Source organism: Solemya elarraichensis gill symbiont, from assembly GCF_002021095.1.
Taxonomy (GTDB): domain Bacteria; phylum Pseudomonadota; class Gammaproteobacteria; order Chromatiales; family Chromatiaceae.
This window is the reverse complement of sequence record NZ_MPRK01000043.1, coordinates 1-14,650: the sequence shown is the minus strand read 5'-3', so window position 1 is coordinate 14,650 and position 14,650 is coordinate 1. Positions and strand designations below refer to the sequence as shown.

Here is a 14,650-nt window from a genome sequence, read left to right as displayed (position 1 = left end):
AGCGAGCGGTATTTTCCAGCTGACGTACATTACCCGGCCAATCCCAGGATCTCATTAAATCCTCAACTTCCGCTGTCAGCTCCTTGGCTTCCTCACCCAATTCCTCCGCTGCAGAGTGCAGAAAGTGGCGCATCAGCAAAGGAATGTCCTCGCGTCTCTCACGCAGCGAGGGCAGCTTGATACGAATGACATTAAGGCGGTGAAACAGATCCTCGCGGAATTCATGTCTGTTGACCAATGCTTCAAGATCCTGGTGGGTGGCTGCGATAATGCGCACGCCCACTTTGACCGGCGCTCGTCCGCCAACACGGTAAAATTCACCGTCAGCCAGTACGCGCAACAGGCGTGTCTGCAGGTCAGCCGGCATGTCGCCGATCTCGTCGAGAAAGAGAGTACCGCCATCTGCCTGCTCAAAGCGTCCGATACGCCGTTCGGTTGCACCCGTGAAAGCACCACGCTCATGTCCGAAGAGTTCCGACTCCAGCAGGTCACGCGGGATAGCTGCCGTGTTGATTGCAATAAAGGGCTTTCCTGCACGCTGGCTGTGATTATGCAAAGCGAGTGCAACCAGCTCCTTGCCGGTACCGGATTCACCGGTAATCATAACTGTGATATTGGAGCGTGCCAGGCGCCCGATAGCGCGGAACACATCCTGCATTGCAGGCGCCTCACCAATGATCCCTTTCAGGCGCGCGTCACCACTCTCCACTGCAGGTTTCGACGCTGCCGACTTGCGGCAGGCACGCTGTACCTGGTCAACCGCCTCCTTGATATCAAACGGCTTTGGCAGGTATTCGAAAGCACCGCCATGATAGGCGGATACGGCACTGTCGAGGTCCGAATGCGCCGTCATGATAATCACCGGCAGGTCCGGATGGCTCTCGCTGAGTTCGGACAGAAGCTGCAGGCCATCCTTACCCGGCATACGGATATCAGTGAGGATGGTATCCGGCATCTCTTTAGCCAGTGCCTCGACCACGCCGTCTGCAGATTCAAAACTGCGCACTTCCATACCCGCCTTGCTGAGCGCCTTCTCCAGCACCCAGCGGATGGAACTGTCATCATCAATGACCCAGATACGGTCAGCTGCCATTTTCAATCTCCAGCGGAATAAATACAGAAAAGGTGGTTTTACCCGGCTCACTGTGGCACTCGATCAGGCCCTTGTGGGCAGCAACCAGTGATTGCGCAATGGACAGACCGAGCCCTGTGCCCTGTGCACTTCCGGATACCATGGGAAAGAAAATCTGCTCCTGCAGCCCTTGTGGAATTCCCGGACCGGTATCAATGATGTCGATACGTGCAACCAGTCGATGACACTGCGTGCCGATAGTATAGTGGCGCATAATACGTGTACGCAGCGTGATGCTTCCTTCACCCTGCAATACATTCGCTGCATTCCTTGTGATGTTCAAAAACACCTGGATCATCTGGTTCAAATCGGCATGAAGAGGCGGGATACTGGGGTCGTAATCACGTACAAGTGTGATCCCATTACCTCCTTCCGCCTTAACCAGTTGACGGACCCGCTCCAGCACCTCGTGGAGATCTATTGATTCAAAGCTGGGTAGTTCGCGCGGTCCGAGCATACGATCAACCAGCTCCCTCAACCTGTCGGCCTCGTTGATAATAATGCTGGTGTATTCCTCAAGCTCACTGTTATCCAGTTCCTGCTCAAGTAGCTGGGCCGCTCCGCGAATTCCACCTAACGGGTTCTTGATCTCGTGTGCAAGACCACGAATCAGTTGACTCGAAACCTCTTGCTGGGCAAGCATCTGCTCTTCCCTGGTGATGCGCAGCTGCCTGTCGACCTGCTGTATCTCGACCATCAGCGCGCCTTCACCACCATCATCAAAAGGCATGATGGTGCAATCGATAGTGATGCTCTCTTCCTGACCGGGAAAATGGACATGAATTTCGCGTTCGGTAACGACGTGGCCTGAACTCCATGCCTTGTCAAGATGTTTGACCGCATTGGCATCGCCACAGGGAATAATCTCCCTGGCGCTCATCCCTTGCAGTTGTTTGCCGCTCATCGCAAACAGAATCTCTGCTGCGGGATTGACGTAACGCAGGAGCATATCCCGGTCAAAAACCAGCACAGCAGTATTGAGGTTATCCAGCAGAAGGTGTTGCTTATCGTAGCCGCTCATGCAATGTACCTATGCAATAGACATGCCAAGTCACGATGAAATGCATTTGCCAGGCAAAGTTTATTCACCAGGGCGGGCTGGGCTTGAGTTCTGGTCAGGCTAAATTCACTCCTGCCTGATTGAAACAAACCCCTCTGAATAGAGACTGCACTATTTTGGTGCGTCGCGCAAGCAGTCAACCCCTACTGGCTGGGGGGGGTAACATTTCGCCTATTGATCAGCCGGGAAGGACTATGGAGGTGGAAACTTGTCGAGGCAGAGGTGATTAATGCATTCTCTTCACTGCCGAAAATAGCCACCTGGAGAGTATGCGTACCACGATCGACGCCATTCAAAATGCGCACGTCGCCACTGAAATTTTCGTAGACAACCTCGCCATCGAGGTAAAGCGTAAACAAATCACTTCTACGCAACGGCGGATCTGAAAAGATAACCACCTGTACGTCCCCATTGGCATTGCGTACGGAGCCATCGTTTGCCGGCCTGAGAATTTCAAGGCTTTTGTAATAGCCATCTTCAGCTCTTTGCGGCTCATCAGGCACCGGGGGCCGGTTAACATCATTCACCCAACCGACTCTTGGCGAGGCATAGACAGATTCTGGCACCGTGGCGGCTTTCGCGCCTGGTTCTTCTGGTGGCCTGTCACCATAATGCCGATTGCCATCGGCACCGATCCAAGTATAAACCCCTGCGGTCACCGGCATGCAAAGAAGCAGGAGAAAAAAGAGAAATGCCTTATTCATAGTCTAAGCATAGCCGAGACCCCGCCAAGAAAAAAGCCCCCGATGAGAATCACCGGGGGCCTGCATCATCAATTACATTGTGATGTTATTAGAGGCTGTAGTACATGTCGAATTCAACAGGGTGTGTGGTCATACGCAAGCGGGTCACCTCTTCCATCTTCAGTTCAATGTAACCATCAATCAGATCGTCGGTGAAAACACCACCGGCGGTGAGGAAGGCACGATCTGCATCAAGTGCTTCAAGCGCCTGATCAAGACTGTGACAAACCGTCGGGATAGCCAGTGCTTCTTCAGCAGGCAGGTCATAAAGATCCTTGTCTGCAGCATCGCCAGGATGGATTTTGTTCTGGATACCGTCAAGACCCGCCATCATCATGGCTGCAAACGCCAGGTATGGGTTTGCTGTCGGATCAGGGAAACGCACCTCGACACGACGACCCTTGGGGCTTGCAACCCATGGGATACGGATTGAAGCTGAACGGTTACGTGCTGAGTATGCCAGCATGACCGGTGCTTCAAAGCCTGGTACCAGGCGCTTGTATGAGTTGGTTGAAGCGTTGGTGAACGCATTCAATGCACGTGCGTGCTTGATGATACCGCCGATGTAGTAGAGAGCCGTCTCTGACAGGCCACCATACTGGTCGCCGGCAAAGATGTTCTCGCCACCCTTGGCCAATGACATGTGAACGTGCATGCCTGAACCGTTGTCACCAACAATCGGCTTGGGCATGAAGGTTGCGGTCTTGCCATAGGCATGAGCAACGTTGAAAGTAACATATTTCTGGATCTGGACCCAGTCGGCGCGCTTAACGAGCGAGCTGAAACGCGTTCCGATTTCACACTGGCCAGCTGTTGCAACCTCGTGGTGATGAACCTCGACAGGAACACCCATCTCTTCCATGACCAGGCACATTGCAGCACGGATATCATGCAGTGAATCGACAGGGGGAACCGGGAAGTAACCTCCCTTGACGGTTGGGCGATGGCCGATGTTGCCATCTTCGTAGACACGCTCAGAGTTCCAGTGAGCTTCCGAGGAGTCGATCTTGACAGAACTACCGCTCATGTCAGCACTCCAGCGCACATCGTCAAGCACGAAAAACTCTGGCTCAGGACCGAAGAATGCTTCATCAGCGATACCGGTTGACTTCAGGTAGGCTTCCGCACGCTTGCCAACGGAACGTGGATCACGCTCGTAACCTTCCATTGTGGACGGCTCGAGGATGTCGCAGAGAATATTGACCTGGGCATCGTCGGTGAACGGGTCGAGTACCGCCGTGCCGGCATCAGGCATGAGAATCATGTCTGATTCGTTGATGCCTTTCCAGCCCGCGATCGACGAGCCGTCAAACATCTTGCCCTCTTCAAACATAGCATGGCAAAATTAAAGGCACAAACTATGCCAACAGCAAATTAACTGCTTTTGCCACTATTCAGGGCTTAAATCGCCCCATATTGGTGCGAAGCGATGCCAAGCGCACACTTTTAGTGCGTTAATCTCTCTCGCTGCGCCTGCTACCCAGGGCTGCGTAAAGATGGACATCACCAAAATCAGGCAGCTCCGAGAACGACTTCTTCAGTTGCTCTTCAAGACGCTCAATATCATCCATACGCCCTACAAAGGCATCCGGCAGGTTGATATCAATTTCGATACGGCCACCGAGATAGTGCAGGCGGACATCGTACCCGTGCAGATCCACACCTGCATCTTTCCATGCCCGGGAGAGGATTTCCAGCACCTTTTTTCTTCCGGGCAGCCCATCACAGGATGGCGCACGCTCATCATTCTCCGGATCTATGTGCACAGTGACGTCTGTCACACCCTGATCGCTCTGCTTGATTGCGTTCTCTACGGCAGTCGCAATCATGTGCCCCTCACTGACCGTCAGCATGGAATCCACCTCGACATGCACGTCAACCAGTGCATTATGCCCCATGCGGCGGGAGCGCAGCATGTGCACATGCTCGGCGCCTTCCTGCTGCATGATTGCTTCACGGATAATCTGCAGTTGCTCTTCATCCAGCCCTTTATCGCTGAGTTCACCCAGGCTGCTCCAGGCCATTTTCCAGCCGATCGTACCAACCATCCATGAAACACCTATTGCGGCAATCGCATCCAGGTAATCAAGCCCCAGCATGGTGCCGCCGACGCCGACCACAACAATCACCGAGGAGATGGCGTCAGTACGACTGTGCCACGCATTGGCTTCGAGCATGTGCGAGCGCAGACGCTTGGCCACGCGCATGGTGTAGTGATAGATCCACTCTTTTGAAACCACCGAAAGCGCCGCAATAACCAACGCCCAGGGGCCGGGACTGAAGAGCATCTCGGGATGAAACAGCCTGTTTACCGAGTCCCACGCGATGCCGATACCGACAAATATCAGGCTGACGCCGAGAATAACGGTTGCTATGGTCTCGAAACGGCCGTGACCATACGGGTGATCCTCATCCGGCTCCATGCTGCCATGCTTGGCTGCGAAGAGCACAATGAAGTCTGTCGCCAGGTCTGAAAATGAGTGCACGCCATCAGCAATCAGACTCTGTGAACTGGCAAGCCAGCCAACCAGGATTTTCAATACACCCAACATCATATCGAGTGCCGCCCCGACAAGGGTGACATGCCGGATCTGGCGATACCGGCCTGCAGAGGCCTCTTCCGGGGTCAACTCCTTTGCAACATGGTGGTGATGATGTCCGCCGTGCATCCCTACTCCTCGCAAACCCGAACAACGACAATATACTCATCGTCGCGAGTTGTTGATTCGAGCACCTGGTGTCCATTAATACGGCTCCAAGCGGGGATATCATTCAGTGCACCCGGGTCGGTACACACGACCTCAAGCTCATCACCTGGCTGCATGGTAGCGATGCGATCCTGCGTCTTGATCACCGGCATGGGGCACAGCAAACGATGACAATCGAGTCGCTCCCTGCTCACAGCACCCACTCCCGAGGTATTTCGGCCGGCGGCATGGGCTCGACACTCATCGGGGTGACCTCACCAGTGGTGGTGACATACTCCAACTCGACCTGCGGTGTGTTCTTGCCCTGGCTGTAACGCGCAACGATACGAGCCGCCTGCTGCAGCTCATCCTCGCTCAACTCACCGTCAATCAGCGTTAATGGACCACCATGACTGGTACAGCGCATGTGGGGATACTGCTTTTTATAACCCTTGAGAAAATTACTCTCCCCCTCCTCACGAGCGACGATCAGCTTGAAATGCTTTGCCGGACGGATATGCCGCCCAACTTTGAGCAACATGATGTCGTCGAGTTCATACTCCTTGCTGCCACGGCTGTTCCACAAATCGGCCAGCTTGACCGAGTACTGGGCATCAGTGAGAAAACAGCAGCCACCTGCCGGCTGCGCATAGTCCTCGAAACCAAACTGCTTCGCCAGCGCCATCTGCGGTTTGCGCGAGCGTCCGGAAAAGTCATACAAACCATCTCTGCTGATCCAGCCTTCGCGTTCGGGAAGTGTCGGCGGAAGGTTTTTTCCACTCAGGGGACGTAGCAGAAGATCGTCGATGCCGGACTCCCGTTGCACTACCGGCATGGTGTCCTTGCGCTGCGACATTGGTCTCTGGCCGACGACTTCACCGGAAATAACGAAATCGAAGTCATGCTCCTGCATCCACTCCTTCGCCTTCTTTACCATGAAGACCTTGCAGTCCAGGCATGGATTCAAATTGGCGCCATAGCCATGTTTCGGATTGAAAACGACCTGTTTGTATTCATCGATGATGTCAATGATATGCAACTTAATGCCCAGCTGTTCCGCGCACCAGAGTGCATTGTTGCGCTTAGGCTTCTTCTGATCCTTTTTGCGGATCGCATGGGTATGCCCTTCCACACAAAAACCGGTGAAAAAATTGATCCCTTCAACATGAATTCCCTGCTCTTGCATCACGCGTACGGCAAGCATGGAATCCAGTCCTCCGGAGACAAGGGCAACTACCTTTCTCTGCTTCATAGATAGAAAAACTGGTTAAACAGTTCGCCATTATAGCGCGAATCAGAAATAAAACCGGACGCAAGAGGGCATGGACAAGAGGAGAAATGCGATTTATCCTGACAGATAGCTGCTGAAATTACTCATCAGCATCTCGGGAAGCCATCAGGCCAATCGGCCCGGAAAGCCCTAGATATAAAAACAATCAGGATGGAGTACTAAATAAGATGCAAAAACAGTACAAGATAAGAGTCGGCCAGCTCTGCAGCGCACTGCTGGTCACAGCAATTGCCCAGGCAGCCGTCGCACAGAATGCTCCCCAGTTCAGGCCAATGGACGCACCGCCATGGGCAGGACAGCAGCAGTCTGAACCACTGTTCGCACCACCAGATTACAGACGCTCACCACCGCCTCGCCGGAGTGCACCTCCTGCACTGCCGCAGGGAGCCTATGGCCCACCACCCGGCTATCAGCAACCTGCGCCACAGCAAGGCCCATATGGACCACCTCCAGGATACGGGCAGCCGGCACCACAGCAAGGCCCGTATGGACCGCCTCCCGGTTACGGGCAGCAGGGGCCCTATTCCGCACCTCGAGGCTACGGGGCCTACCCACCACCCCGATCACCGCGTAATCGTAATCGTGGGCGTAGCTGGAGTGATGGACCAAGCGGCTGGTTTGGTCGCGACAACGGACCGGGCGGCGACTGGTTCAAGGGCAAGCGCAAGCCATGGCGTGGCGACAACCCGTGGGACTGGGTCGACATGGATGACCCCAAGGATTCAATGAGTGACGGATGGGACGACATGCTCAACGCCCCGAGCCGCATGGGAGAGATGCCCGGTGGATGGTATGCGCCTACGGTTAGCGTACCTAACCCTGTCGATGTCACCGAAGAGTTAGGTGATGCCGCCAAGGATGTCCCCGGCCAGATGGACGACATGCGCGAGGACAACATGGACAGGAACCTGAACAGGGACTAGATCACCCTGACTTCCGCTTCATTTCATCGAGGTCGCATGAAACGAAGTGGTTGTGAAGAGCGTTGAAACCCGGATTGCCCTGCAATCCGGGTTTTTATGTACAGGATGTACGGTATATCGCGGGGACATGGATGTCATGGAGCGATGAATGTACAGGATGTACGGTATGCCGGTCGGTAAATGCTCCTGCATAACCGACATTCCCTACATCCCTGTGGGTCACGGTGACATGGAGCGACGAATGCCCGACATCCATTCTGCATAACAGCCATCTTGGCGCGCGCCATTTCAGACATTCCTATATAATGCAGCGTTTGATTTTCGGCACATTTCGAAACACGGCAATACCAGATGGCTTCAACAGCAGACGTTACAACATTCCAGGGGCTGATTCTTGCCCTGCAGGAGTACTGGGCAGAACAGGGTTGCGTGATTCTGCAGCCTCTCGATATGGAGGTTGGTGCAGGCACCTTCCATCCTGCAACATTTCTGCGCTCGATCGGGCCAGAGCCATGGAATGCTGCCTACGTACAGCCTTCGCGTCGGCCGACCGACGGTCGCTATGGCGAAAACCCAAATCGTCTACAGCATTACTACCAGTTCCAGGTTGTCATGAAACCATCTCCGCTGGAGATACAGGAACTCTACCTGGGCTCGCTGAAAATGCTCGGTCTCGACCCGCTCGAGCACGACATCCGTTTCGTTGAAGATAACTGGGAATCACCCACACTGGGAGCCTGGGGGCTCGGCTGGGAAGTGTGGCTGAACGGCATGGAAGTGACCCAGTTCACCTATTTTCAGCAAGTCGGCGGAATCGACTGCCGCCCGGTCACGGGTGAAATCACCTACGGCCTGGAGCGTATCGCAATGTACCTTCAGGGTGTCAAGAGCGTCTATGACCTCGTCTGGACCCGTGGCAAAAATGATGAGGGCATCGTCACCTATGGAGACGTTTTCCACCAGAACGAAGTGGAACAGTCAGCCTACAATTTTGAACATGCCGATGTCGATTTTCTTTTCAGCCTGTTCGACGAGTGCGAGAAAGAGAGCCAGTCCCTGATCGAAAAGGACCTGCCGCTGCCCGCATACGAGCAGGTGATGAAAGCCTCTCATGCCTTTAACCTGCTGGATGCACGCCACGCCATTTCGGTTACCGAGCGGCAGCGTTTCATCCTGCGCGTACGCAGTCTCGCCCGCGCAGTTGCGCAGGCCTATTACGACTCGCGTGAAGCACTCGGGTTTCCCATGTGCCCACCATCGCAACAGGCGGCTGAAAAGACGTCTGACGATGCCTGACAATTTCAGAATAAAACGATCATGAGCACAAACGACCTGCTATTTGAACTTGGTACCGAAGAGCTGCCACCGACTGCACTCAAGCGCCTGCGCAATGCACTGGAACAGCATTTTATCGACGGCCTGGATAAAACCGGCCTGCAGCATGGCACATGCAAGAGCTTTGCCTCTCCGCGCCGCCTTGCGTTGTTGATAGAAGATGTCGCCACACGCCAGGCCGACAGGGAAATCGAGAAACGTGGCCCTGCCGTGGCAGCCGCATTCGATGCCGACGGCAATCCAACCAAGGCCGCCGAAGGCTTTGCCCGTTCCTGCGGCACCAGCGTCGACAAGCTCGATCGCATGTCGACCGACAAGGGTGAGTGGCTCTTTTACAAGGTTGAGGAAAAAGGCAAGGATGCAGCCGAACTGCTGCCGCAAATCGCCATGGATGCGCTCAACCAGCTGCCGATTCCAAAACGTATGCGCTGGGGCGCGTCGAATGCCGAGTTTGTGCGTCCGGTCCACTGGCTGCTGTTCCTGCACGGCGACGATGTCGTGCCCTGTACCCTGCTCGACACGGAGGCAGGCAAACAGAGTTTCGGTCACCGTTTTCACTGCCCGCAAGCCATCGATATCAACAAGCCGGGCGATTACGCCGCAGCGTTGAGCGAAAAAGGCTTTGTCATTGCCGATTTTGACCAGCGCCGTGAAGCCATCAGGAAACAGGTCGAGACGACCGCGGAACAACTCGGCGGACAGGTAGAATTCGATGAAGATCTGCTCGACGAGGTGACTGCGCTGGTTGAATGGCCGGTACCGGTTGCCGGTGGGTTTGAACAATCGTTTCTCGAGGTGCCTCACGAGGCGCTGATCCTGACGATGAAGAAAAACCAGAAATATTTTCATCTCGTCGACAGTGATGGCAACCTGCTGCCACACTTCATCACGATTTCAAACATCGACAGCAGTAATCCGGGCGTGATCAGTGAAGGCAACGAACGCGTCATCCGTCCGCGTCTTGCCGATGCCATGTTCTTCTGGCAACAGGATGGCAAGAGGCGTCTTGAGGACCATATCGAGTCACTCAGGACGGTCGTATTCCAGAACAAGCTCGGTAGCATGCATGAAAAGTCGGAACGTGTCGCATTGCTTGCCGCCACCATTGCCGCGTCCATTGGCGGAGATCAGGACATGGCTGTACGCGCCGCACGCCTGAGCCGCTGCGACCTGATGACCGAGATGGTCAACGAGTTTGCCGATATGCAGGGCGTCATGGGGCGCTACCAGGCACAGCGTGACGGAGAAGACAACGAAATAGCCAGTGCGATGGAAGAGTTCTACCTGCCGCGCTTCTCCGGCGACATCCTGCCACAGACTAAAACCGGTATCGCAATCGCTCTTGCCGAACGCCTTGATACGCTCGTCGGAATTTTTGGCATCGGCCAGAAGCCGACCGGCGACAAGGATCCCTTTGCGCTGCGACGCGCGTCAATCGCCGTTCTCAGAATGCTGCGCGAACTGCAGTTGCCGCTGTCGCTCGATACACTGCTCGAGGAGGCGAAAACAGCGCTTGGTGAAAAGGTCAGCGAGAAAGCCGTGGTTGCCGAGGTCAAGGCTTACATGCTGGAGCGCCTGCGTGGTATCTACGCAGAAGCCGGCACCGATGCCGACACCTTTCAGGCAGTTGCGAAGGTCAACCCACAGACACTGGATGACTTTGATGCCCGCATCTCCGCTGTTAGCGCATTTCGTGACCTACCCGAAGCCGAAAGCCTTTCTGCAGCGAACAAGCGCATTCATAACCTGCTGAAAAAGGTCGAAGGCGAGCTGCCAGCAGAGATCGACACCGCCCTGTTCGAGAAGGATGCAGAAACACTTCTTCTGGAACAGCTGACACAGACACAGACACAGGTAGCACCGCTGATCGCTTCAAGAGAATACACACAGGCGCTACAGTCGATGGCTCAGCTGCGAGATGTAACTGACAGCTATTTTGATGACGTGATGGTCATGGCCGAGGAGAAGGCAATACGCAATAACCGTCTTGCCATGCTCAACCGCCTGAATGGGCTGTTTCTCGAAGTCGCTGATATTTCGGCGCTACAGTCCTGATATCCTTCATGCACAGTAGCAATCGGCAAAGCTGGCGAGGAGAATCATGATCTATACGCGCTCACTCATCTACTTCGTACTGATGGCCCTGAGCATCATTATGTATGGTCTGCCTCTTTCATTTGTTGCATGGCTGATCCCCGTACCTGCACGTAACCGCCTCGCCAATAACTGGGCACGCGTGAACCTGTTTCTTCTCAAGCACATCTGCGGCCTCGATTACCGCGTGCAGGGCAAAGAGAATCTTCCCGACGGCGCTGCAATCATCATGTCGAAGCACCAGTCAACCTGGGAGACTATCTCACTGCGGCACATCATCGGCGGCAAGCAGTCATGGGTGCTCAAGCGTGAACTGATGTGGGTGCCAATTTTTGGCTGGGCCATGTTTTTCATGTCGCCTATCGCGATCAACCGCAAAGCCGGAAGAAAGGCGGTCAAGCAAGTTGTTACCCAGGGTACCGATTATCTTGAAAAGGGCCACCGAATAATCATCTTTCCGGAGGGCACCCGTACGCCCTTTGGCAGCCATGGCAGGTACGGTGTCGGTGGCGCACTGCTTGCCGAGCATTCAGGCTATGCCGTGACCCCCGTTGCGCACAATGCCGGACTTTTCTGGGCACGCCGCGGTATAACAAAACACCCGGGCACAATCGATGTTGTGATCGGAGAACCAATCGAGACACAGGGAAAATCAGCCAAGCAGGTTATTCGCGAGGTTGAAGCGTGGATCGAATCAACAATGGACACACTGCCATCGACTCGCCAACAGGAGCAGCCGGAATGAGCGACAGGATACGCATCGCAACACGTAAATCACCTCTTGCCATGTGGCAAGCTGAACATGTCGAGGCGCTGCTCCAGGCGGCACACCCCGGAATCGAGATCGAACTGCTCGGCATGTCAACGCAGGGCGACAAGATACTCGACACGCCGCTGGCCAAAATTGGCGGCAAAGGGCTCTTCGTTAAAGAGCTGGAAACCGGCATGCTCGAGGGAACAGCTGATATCGCCGTGCACAGCATGAAAGATGTACCGGTCGAATTTCCTGACGGCCTTGGTCTTGCCGTGATTCTCGAGCGTGAGGATCCACGTGACGCTTTCGTCTCCAACAACTACAAGTCACTTGACGAACTGCCGCAGAATGCAAAGGTCGGAACCGCGAGCCTGCGACGTCAGTGCCAGCTGCTTACATCTCGGCCTGATCTCGAAATCCTGCCATTGCGCGGCAATGTCAACACGCGCCTCTCCAAGCTCGACAATGGTGACTACGATGCAATCATCCTCGCCAGCGCCGGACTCATCCGCCTCGGATTTGGCGAACGCATCACCGCCTTCATTGATACAGACACCAGCCTGCCAGCGATTGGCCAGGGCGCCATCGGAATCGAGTGCAGAAGCGATGATGAGCGCGTCCTCGAACTGCTTGCTCCGCTGCACCATGAAGAGACAGCAATTTGTGTACGCGCAGAACGTGCCATGAACGAGCGCCTGCAGGGCGGCTGCCAGGTACCGATTGCAGGCCATGCAACCCTGGATGGTGAAACACTGCGCATGCGAGGGCTTGTCGGCGAACCCGATGGCAGCGCGATAATCGAGGCCAGTATCGAAGGGCCTGCAGACGAGGCTGAAGCTATCGGCACAGCAATTGCTGATGAACTTCTAACACATGGCGCCGACAGAATTCTGCAAGCGCTCTACGACCAGGAGTGAATTTCAGCAATGGGCAGCCCAAGGTGCCAGCTCAAACAACTCAGGGTCCTGGTAACCCGGCCTGAACACCAGGCTGCTCCGCTGCTTGAAGCACTGCGCGCGCATGGAGCCGAACCACTCGCGTTCCCCACCATTGAGATCACCGCTGCACCCGATGCGGCTGTCTCACTCAAGGATGCCGGGCACTACGATGACCTGATTTTTGTCAGCGCCAATGCGGCCACCTTTTCACTTGATCACTTCACACCCGGCAAGCAGCGAGTCATTGCTATTGGCGCAGCAACACGCAAGGCGCTTGATGCGCGTGGAGTGACTGTTAACCTCTCTCCCCGGGAACAGGCCGATAGTGAACACCTGCTGGAACATCCCGATATGCAGCAAATGCAGGGACGGCGCGTATTGATTATTCGTGGAGACAGTGGACGGGAACTACTGGCGCAGAGCCTGCTTGAACGTGGGGCCAAGGTGGACTATGCGGAAGTTTACTGGCGACGGATTCCGAGCGATGCAGATTGCAGCATGCTCAGGCAGAAATGGCCCCAGAAAGTGGATGTGATCACGGCCACGTCTAATATCATTATCAACAACTTGCTGGAGCTGTGCGGCAACCAGGAGAGCATCCTGAAAACCCCGATAGTGGTGATCAGCAAACGTTGCTCAACGCACGCTCATGCGTGTGGTTTCCAGAAAGTCATTGAATCCAGAGGGGCATCTGTAGAGGCGATTATCACTGCCTTGTGTGAGTACTACCCTGACTAGGGCGTATTAACCCACCTTACCAAGTATATCGGCACAGAGAATCTCAGCCTCTTCATATAGCCCGTGTATGCCATTGCGCATTCCCTTTTCATCGCCACTCTTAACCGCTTCCTGCAAGCTGCAAATTGTCTCGTAAACACTGTCAGCACCACACACGCCTGCGGCGCCTTTCAGGTAGTGCAACTGTGAACGCGCATCTTCCCACGCTTCATTTCCAAGAGCATCGGATATCCAGTTGACCTGCTGAACCAGGTCATCACAAAAGAGTTTTTGCAATTCATTCACGAGCGCGGCCGGCTTTGCGCACATCGTCTCTGGAGACCGCATCTGCGCTCAAGGCAAAGATAGGCACATTCTCGTAACCGGGAATTGTACGAATATTATGACTCGCCTCGATTCCATTCATCCTCGGCATATGGATATCCATGAGGACAATATCGAACTGCTCCGGCCTTGCCACCCTGGTTGCCATGACGCCGTCTTCAGCTGTTGTCACCAGCGCTTCGTATGAGGTCAGAAGACGTTCAAGGAAGTAGCGATTGACCTTGTTGTCGTCAACCACGAGGACACGCACATTGGCCATTCGGTGCTGGACGACCGGCTCTTCACTAGTCTCGATTGCCTGTTCCGCATTACCCGACTCAAGCACAAGCGTAATTTCAAACAGCGTCCCTTCTCCAACCGCACTGGTCACTTCTATCTCGCCATTCATTGCATCAAGCAGGCGTCTGACAATAGCAAGGCCGAGACCCGTTCCCTGGTAGAATTGCCGGTTAACAATGTCCGCCTGCGTGAAGGCCTCAAACAGGTGTGGTAATTCACTATTGTCAATACCGATACTCGTATCACTGATAGCGATATGCAACTCCACCATCCCGCCTGCAAGGGGAACAGCATCTGCGTGAATGTTCACCTCACCCTCTTCGGTATACTTGATAGCATTTGAAACCAGGTT

General features: G+C 54.7%; 14 protein-coding genes and 1 pseudogene. 6 read left to right on the top strand and 9 right to left on the bottom strand.

Annotation, left to right across the window (positions count from 1 at the left end; all coding sequences use genetic code 11):
* The 7 genes and pseudogenes from ntrC to BOW51_RS03575 form a co-directional block, all read right to left on the bottom strand.
* The coding region (gene ntrC / locus BOW51_RS03605; protein ID WP_078476480.1) for a nitrogen regulation protein NR(I) at positions 1-1,093 on the bottom strand (1,093 nt) is incomplete at its 3' end.
* On the bottom strand, positions 1,083-2,153 hold the full coding sequence (glnL, locus tag BOW51_RS03600; RefSeq protein ID WP_078476479.1) for a nitrogen regulation protein NR(II): 1,071 nt from the start codon (positions 2,151-2,153) through the stop codon (positions 1,083-1,085). The genes ntrC and glnL, both read right to left, overlap by 11 nt.
* Positions 2,154-2,335: 182 nt before the next feature.
* On the bottom strand, positions 2,336-2,896 hold the full coding sequence (locus BOW51_RS03595; protein WP_078476478.1) for a DUF4124 domain-containing protein: 561 nt from the start codon (positions 2,894-2,896) through the stop codon (positions 2,336-2,338).
* A gap of 88 nt (positions 2,897-2,984) precedes the next feature.
* Positions 2,985-4,268: pseudogene (gene glnA, locus BOW51_RS03590) on the bottom strand (type I glutamate--ammonia ligase); the annotation flags it as partial.
* 121 nt (positions 4,269-4,389) lie between these two features.
* Positions 4,390-5,604, bottom strand: coding sequence for a cation diffusion facilitator family transporter (locus tag BOW51_RS03585; RefSeq protein WP_078476476.1), 1,215 nt, complete (start codon positions 5,602-5,604; stop codon positions 4,390-4,392).
* A 2-nt stretch (positions 5,605-5,606) separates the two neighbouring features.
* Positions 5,607-5,837 carry a sulfurtransferase TusA family protein gene (locus tag BOW51_RS03580; RefSeq protein ID WP_078476475.1) on the bottom strand — a complete coding sequence of 77 codons (231 nt, stop codon included), beginning with the start codon at positions 5,835-5,837 and terminating at the stop codon, positions 5,607-5,609.
* Positions 5,834-6,874, bottom strand: coding sequence for a tRNA (5-methylaminomethyl-2-thiouridylate)-methyltransferase (locus BOW51_RS03575; protein WP_078476474.1), 1,041 nt, complete (start codon positions 6,872-6,874; stop codon positions 5,834-5,836). Before BOW51_RS03575 ends, BOW51_RS03580 begins: the two co-directional genes overlap by 4 nt.
* 206 nt (positions 6,875-7,080) lie before the next feature.
* Between BOW51_RS03575 and BOW51_RS03570 the strand changes: the two genes are divergently transcribed.
* From BOW51_RS03570 to BOW51_RS03545, 6 genes are all read left to right on the top strand, one after another.
* Positions 7,081-7,836 (top strand): hypothetical protein, encoded by a 756-nt coding sequence (locus BOW51_RS03570; RefSeq protein WP_078476473.1) that lies wholly within the window; start codon positions 7,081-7,083, stop codon positions 7,834-7,836.
* Between the two features lie 351 nt (positions 7,837-8,187).
* Entirely contained in the window at positions 8,188-9,132 is a 945-nt protein-coding gene (glyQ, locus tag BOW51_RS03565; RefSeq protein WP_078476472.1) for a glycine--tRNA ligase subunit alpha, read from the top strand.
* A 21-nt stretch (positions 9,133-9,153) separates the two neighbouring features.
* Positions 9,154-11,226, top strand: a complete 2,073-nt coding sequence (gene glyS / locus BOW51_RS03560) for a glycine--tRNA ligase subunit beta (RefSeq protein ID WP_078476471.1) — start codon at positions 9,154-9,156, stop codon at positions 11,224-11,226.
* A gap of 46 nt (positions 11,227-11,272) precedes the next feature.
* Entirely contained in the window at positions 11,273-12,010 is a 738-nt protein-coding gene (locus tag BOW51_RS03555; protein ID WP_078476470.1) for a lysophospholipid acyltransferase family protein, read from the top strand.
* Positions 12,007-12,936, top strand: a complete 930-nt coding sequence (gene hemC / locus BOW51_RS03550) for a hydroxymethylbilane synthase (protein WP_078476469.1) — start codon at positions 12,007-12,009, stop codon at positions 12,934-12,936. The genes BOW51_RS03555 and hemC overlap by 4 nt, the downstream gene beginning before the upstream one ends.
* Positions 12,937-12,945: 9 nt before the next feature.
* Positions 12,946-13,695, top strand: a complete 750-nt coding sequence (locus tag BOW51_RS03545; protein ID WP_078476468.1) for a uroporphyrinogen-III synthase — start codon at positions 12,946-12,948, stop codon at positions 13,693-13,695.
* A 6-nt stretch (positions 13,696-13,701) separates the two neighbouring features.
* On the opposite strand, the gene BOW51_RS03540 is transcribed toward BOW51_RS03545, so the two are convergent.
* Both BOW51_RS03540 and BOW51_RS03535 read right to left on the bottom strand, forming a co-directional pair.
* On the bottom strand, positions 13,702-13,980 hold the full coding sequence (locus tag BOW51_RS03540; protein ID WP_167367231.1) for an Hpt domain-containing protein: 279 nt from the start codon (positions 13,978-13,980) through the stop codon (positions 13,702-13,704).
* A partial coding sequence (locus BOW51_RS03535) for an ATP-binding protein (protein ID WP_135568033.1) occupies positions 13,973-14,650 on the bottom strand: 678 nt, incomplete at its 5' end. The genes BOW51_RS03540 and BOW51_RS03535, both read right to left, overlap by 8 nt.

Bases quoted from the DNA above. Each gene is read 5' to 3' on its own strand.
- glnL (WP_078476479.1), bottom strand. From the start codon at position 2,153: ATGAGCGGCTACGATAAGCAACACCTTCTGCTGGATAACCTCAATACT.
- BOW51_RS03595 (WP_078476478.1), bottom strand. From the start codon at position 2,896: ATGAATAAGGCATTTCTCTTTTTTCTCCTGCTTCTTTGCATGCCGGTG.
- BOW51_RS03585 (WP_078476476.1), bottom strand. From the start codon at position 5,604: ATGCACGGCGGACATCATCACCACCATGTTGCAAAGGAGTTGACCCCG.
- BOW51_RS03575 (WP_078476474.1), bottom strand. From the start codon at position 6,874: ATGAAGCAGAGAAAGGTAGTTGCCCTTGTCTCCGGAGGACTGGATTCC.
- BOW51_RS03570 (WP_078476473.1), top strand. From the start codon at position 7,081: ATGCAAAAACAGTACAAGATAAGAGTCGGCCAGCTCTGCAGCGCACTG.
- glyQ (WP_078476472.1), top strand. From the start codon at position 8,188: ATGGCTTCAACAGCAGACGTTACAACATTCCAGGGGCTGATTCTTGCC.
- glyS (WP_078476471.1), top strand. From the start codon at position 9,154: ATGAGCACAAACGACCTGCTATTTGAACTTGGTACCGAAGAGCTGCCA.
- BOW51_RS03555 (WP_078476470.1), top strand. From the start codon at position 11,273: ATGATCTATACGCGCTCACTCATCTACTTCGTACTGATGGCCCTGAGC.
- hemC (WP_078476469.1), top strand. From the start codon at position 12,007: ATGAGCGACAGGATACGCATCGCAACACGTAAATCACCTCTTGCCATG.
- BOW51_RS03545 (WP_078476468.1), top strand. From the start codon at position 12,946: ATGGGCAGCCCAAGGTGCCAGCTCAAACAACTCAGGGTCCTGGTAACC.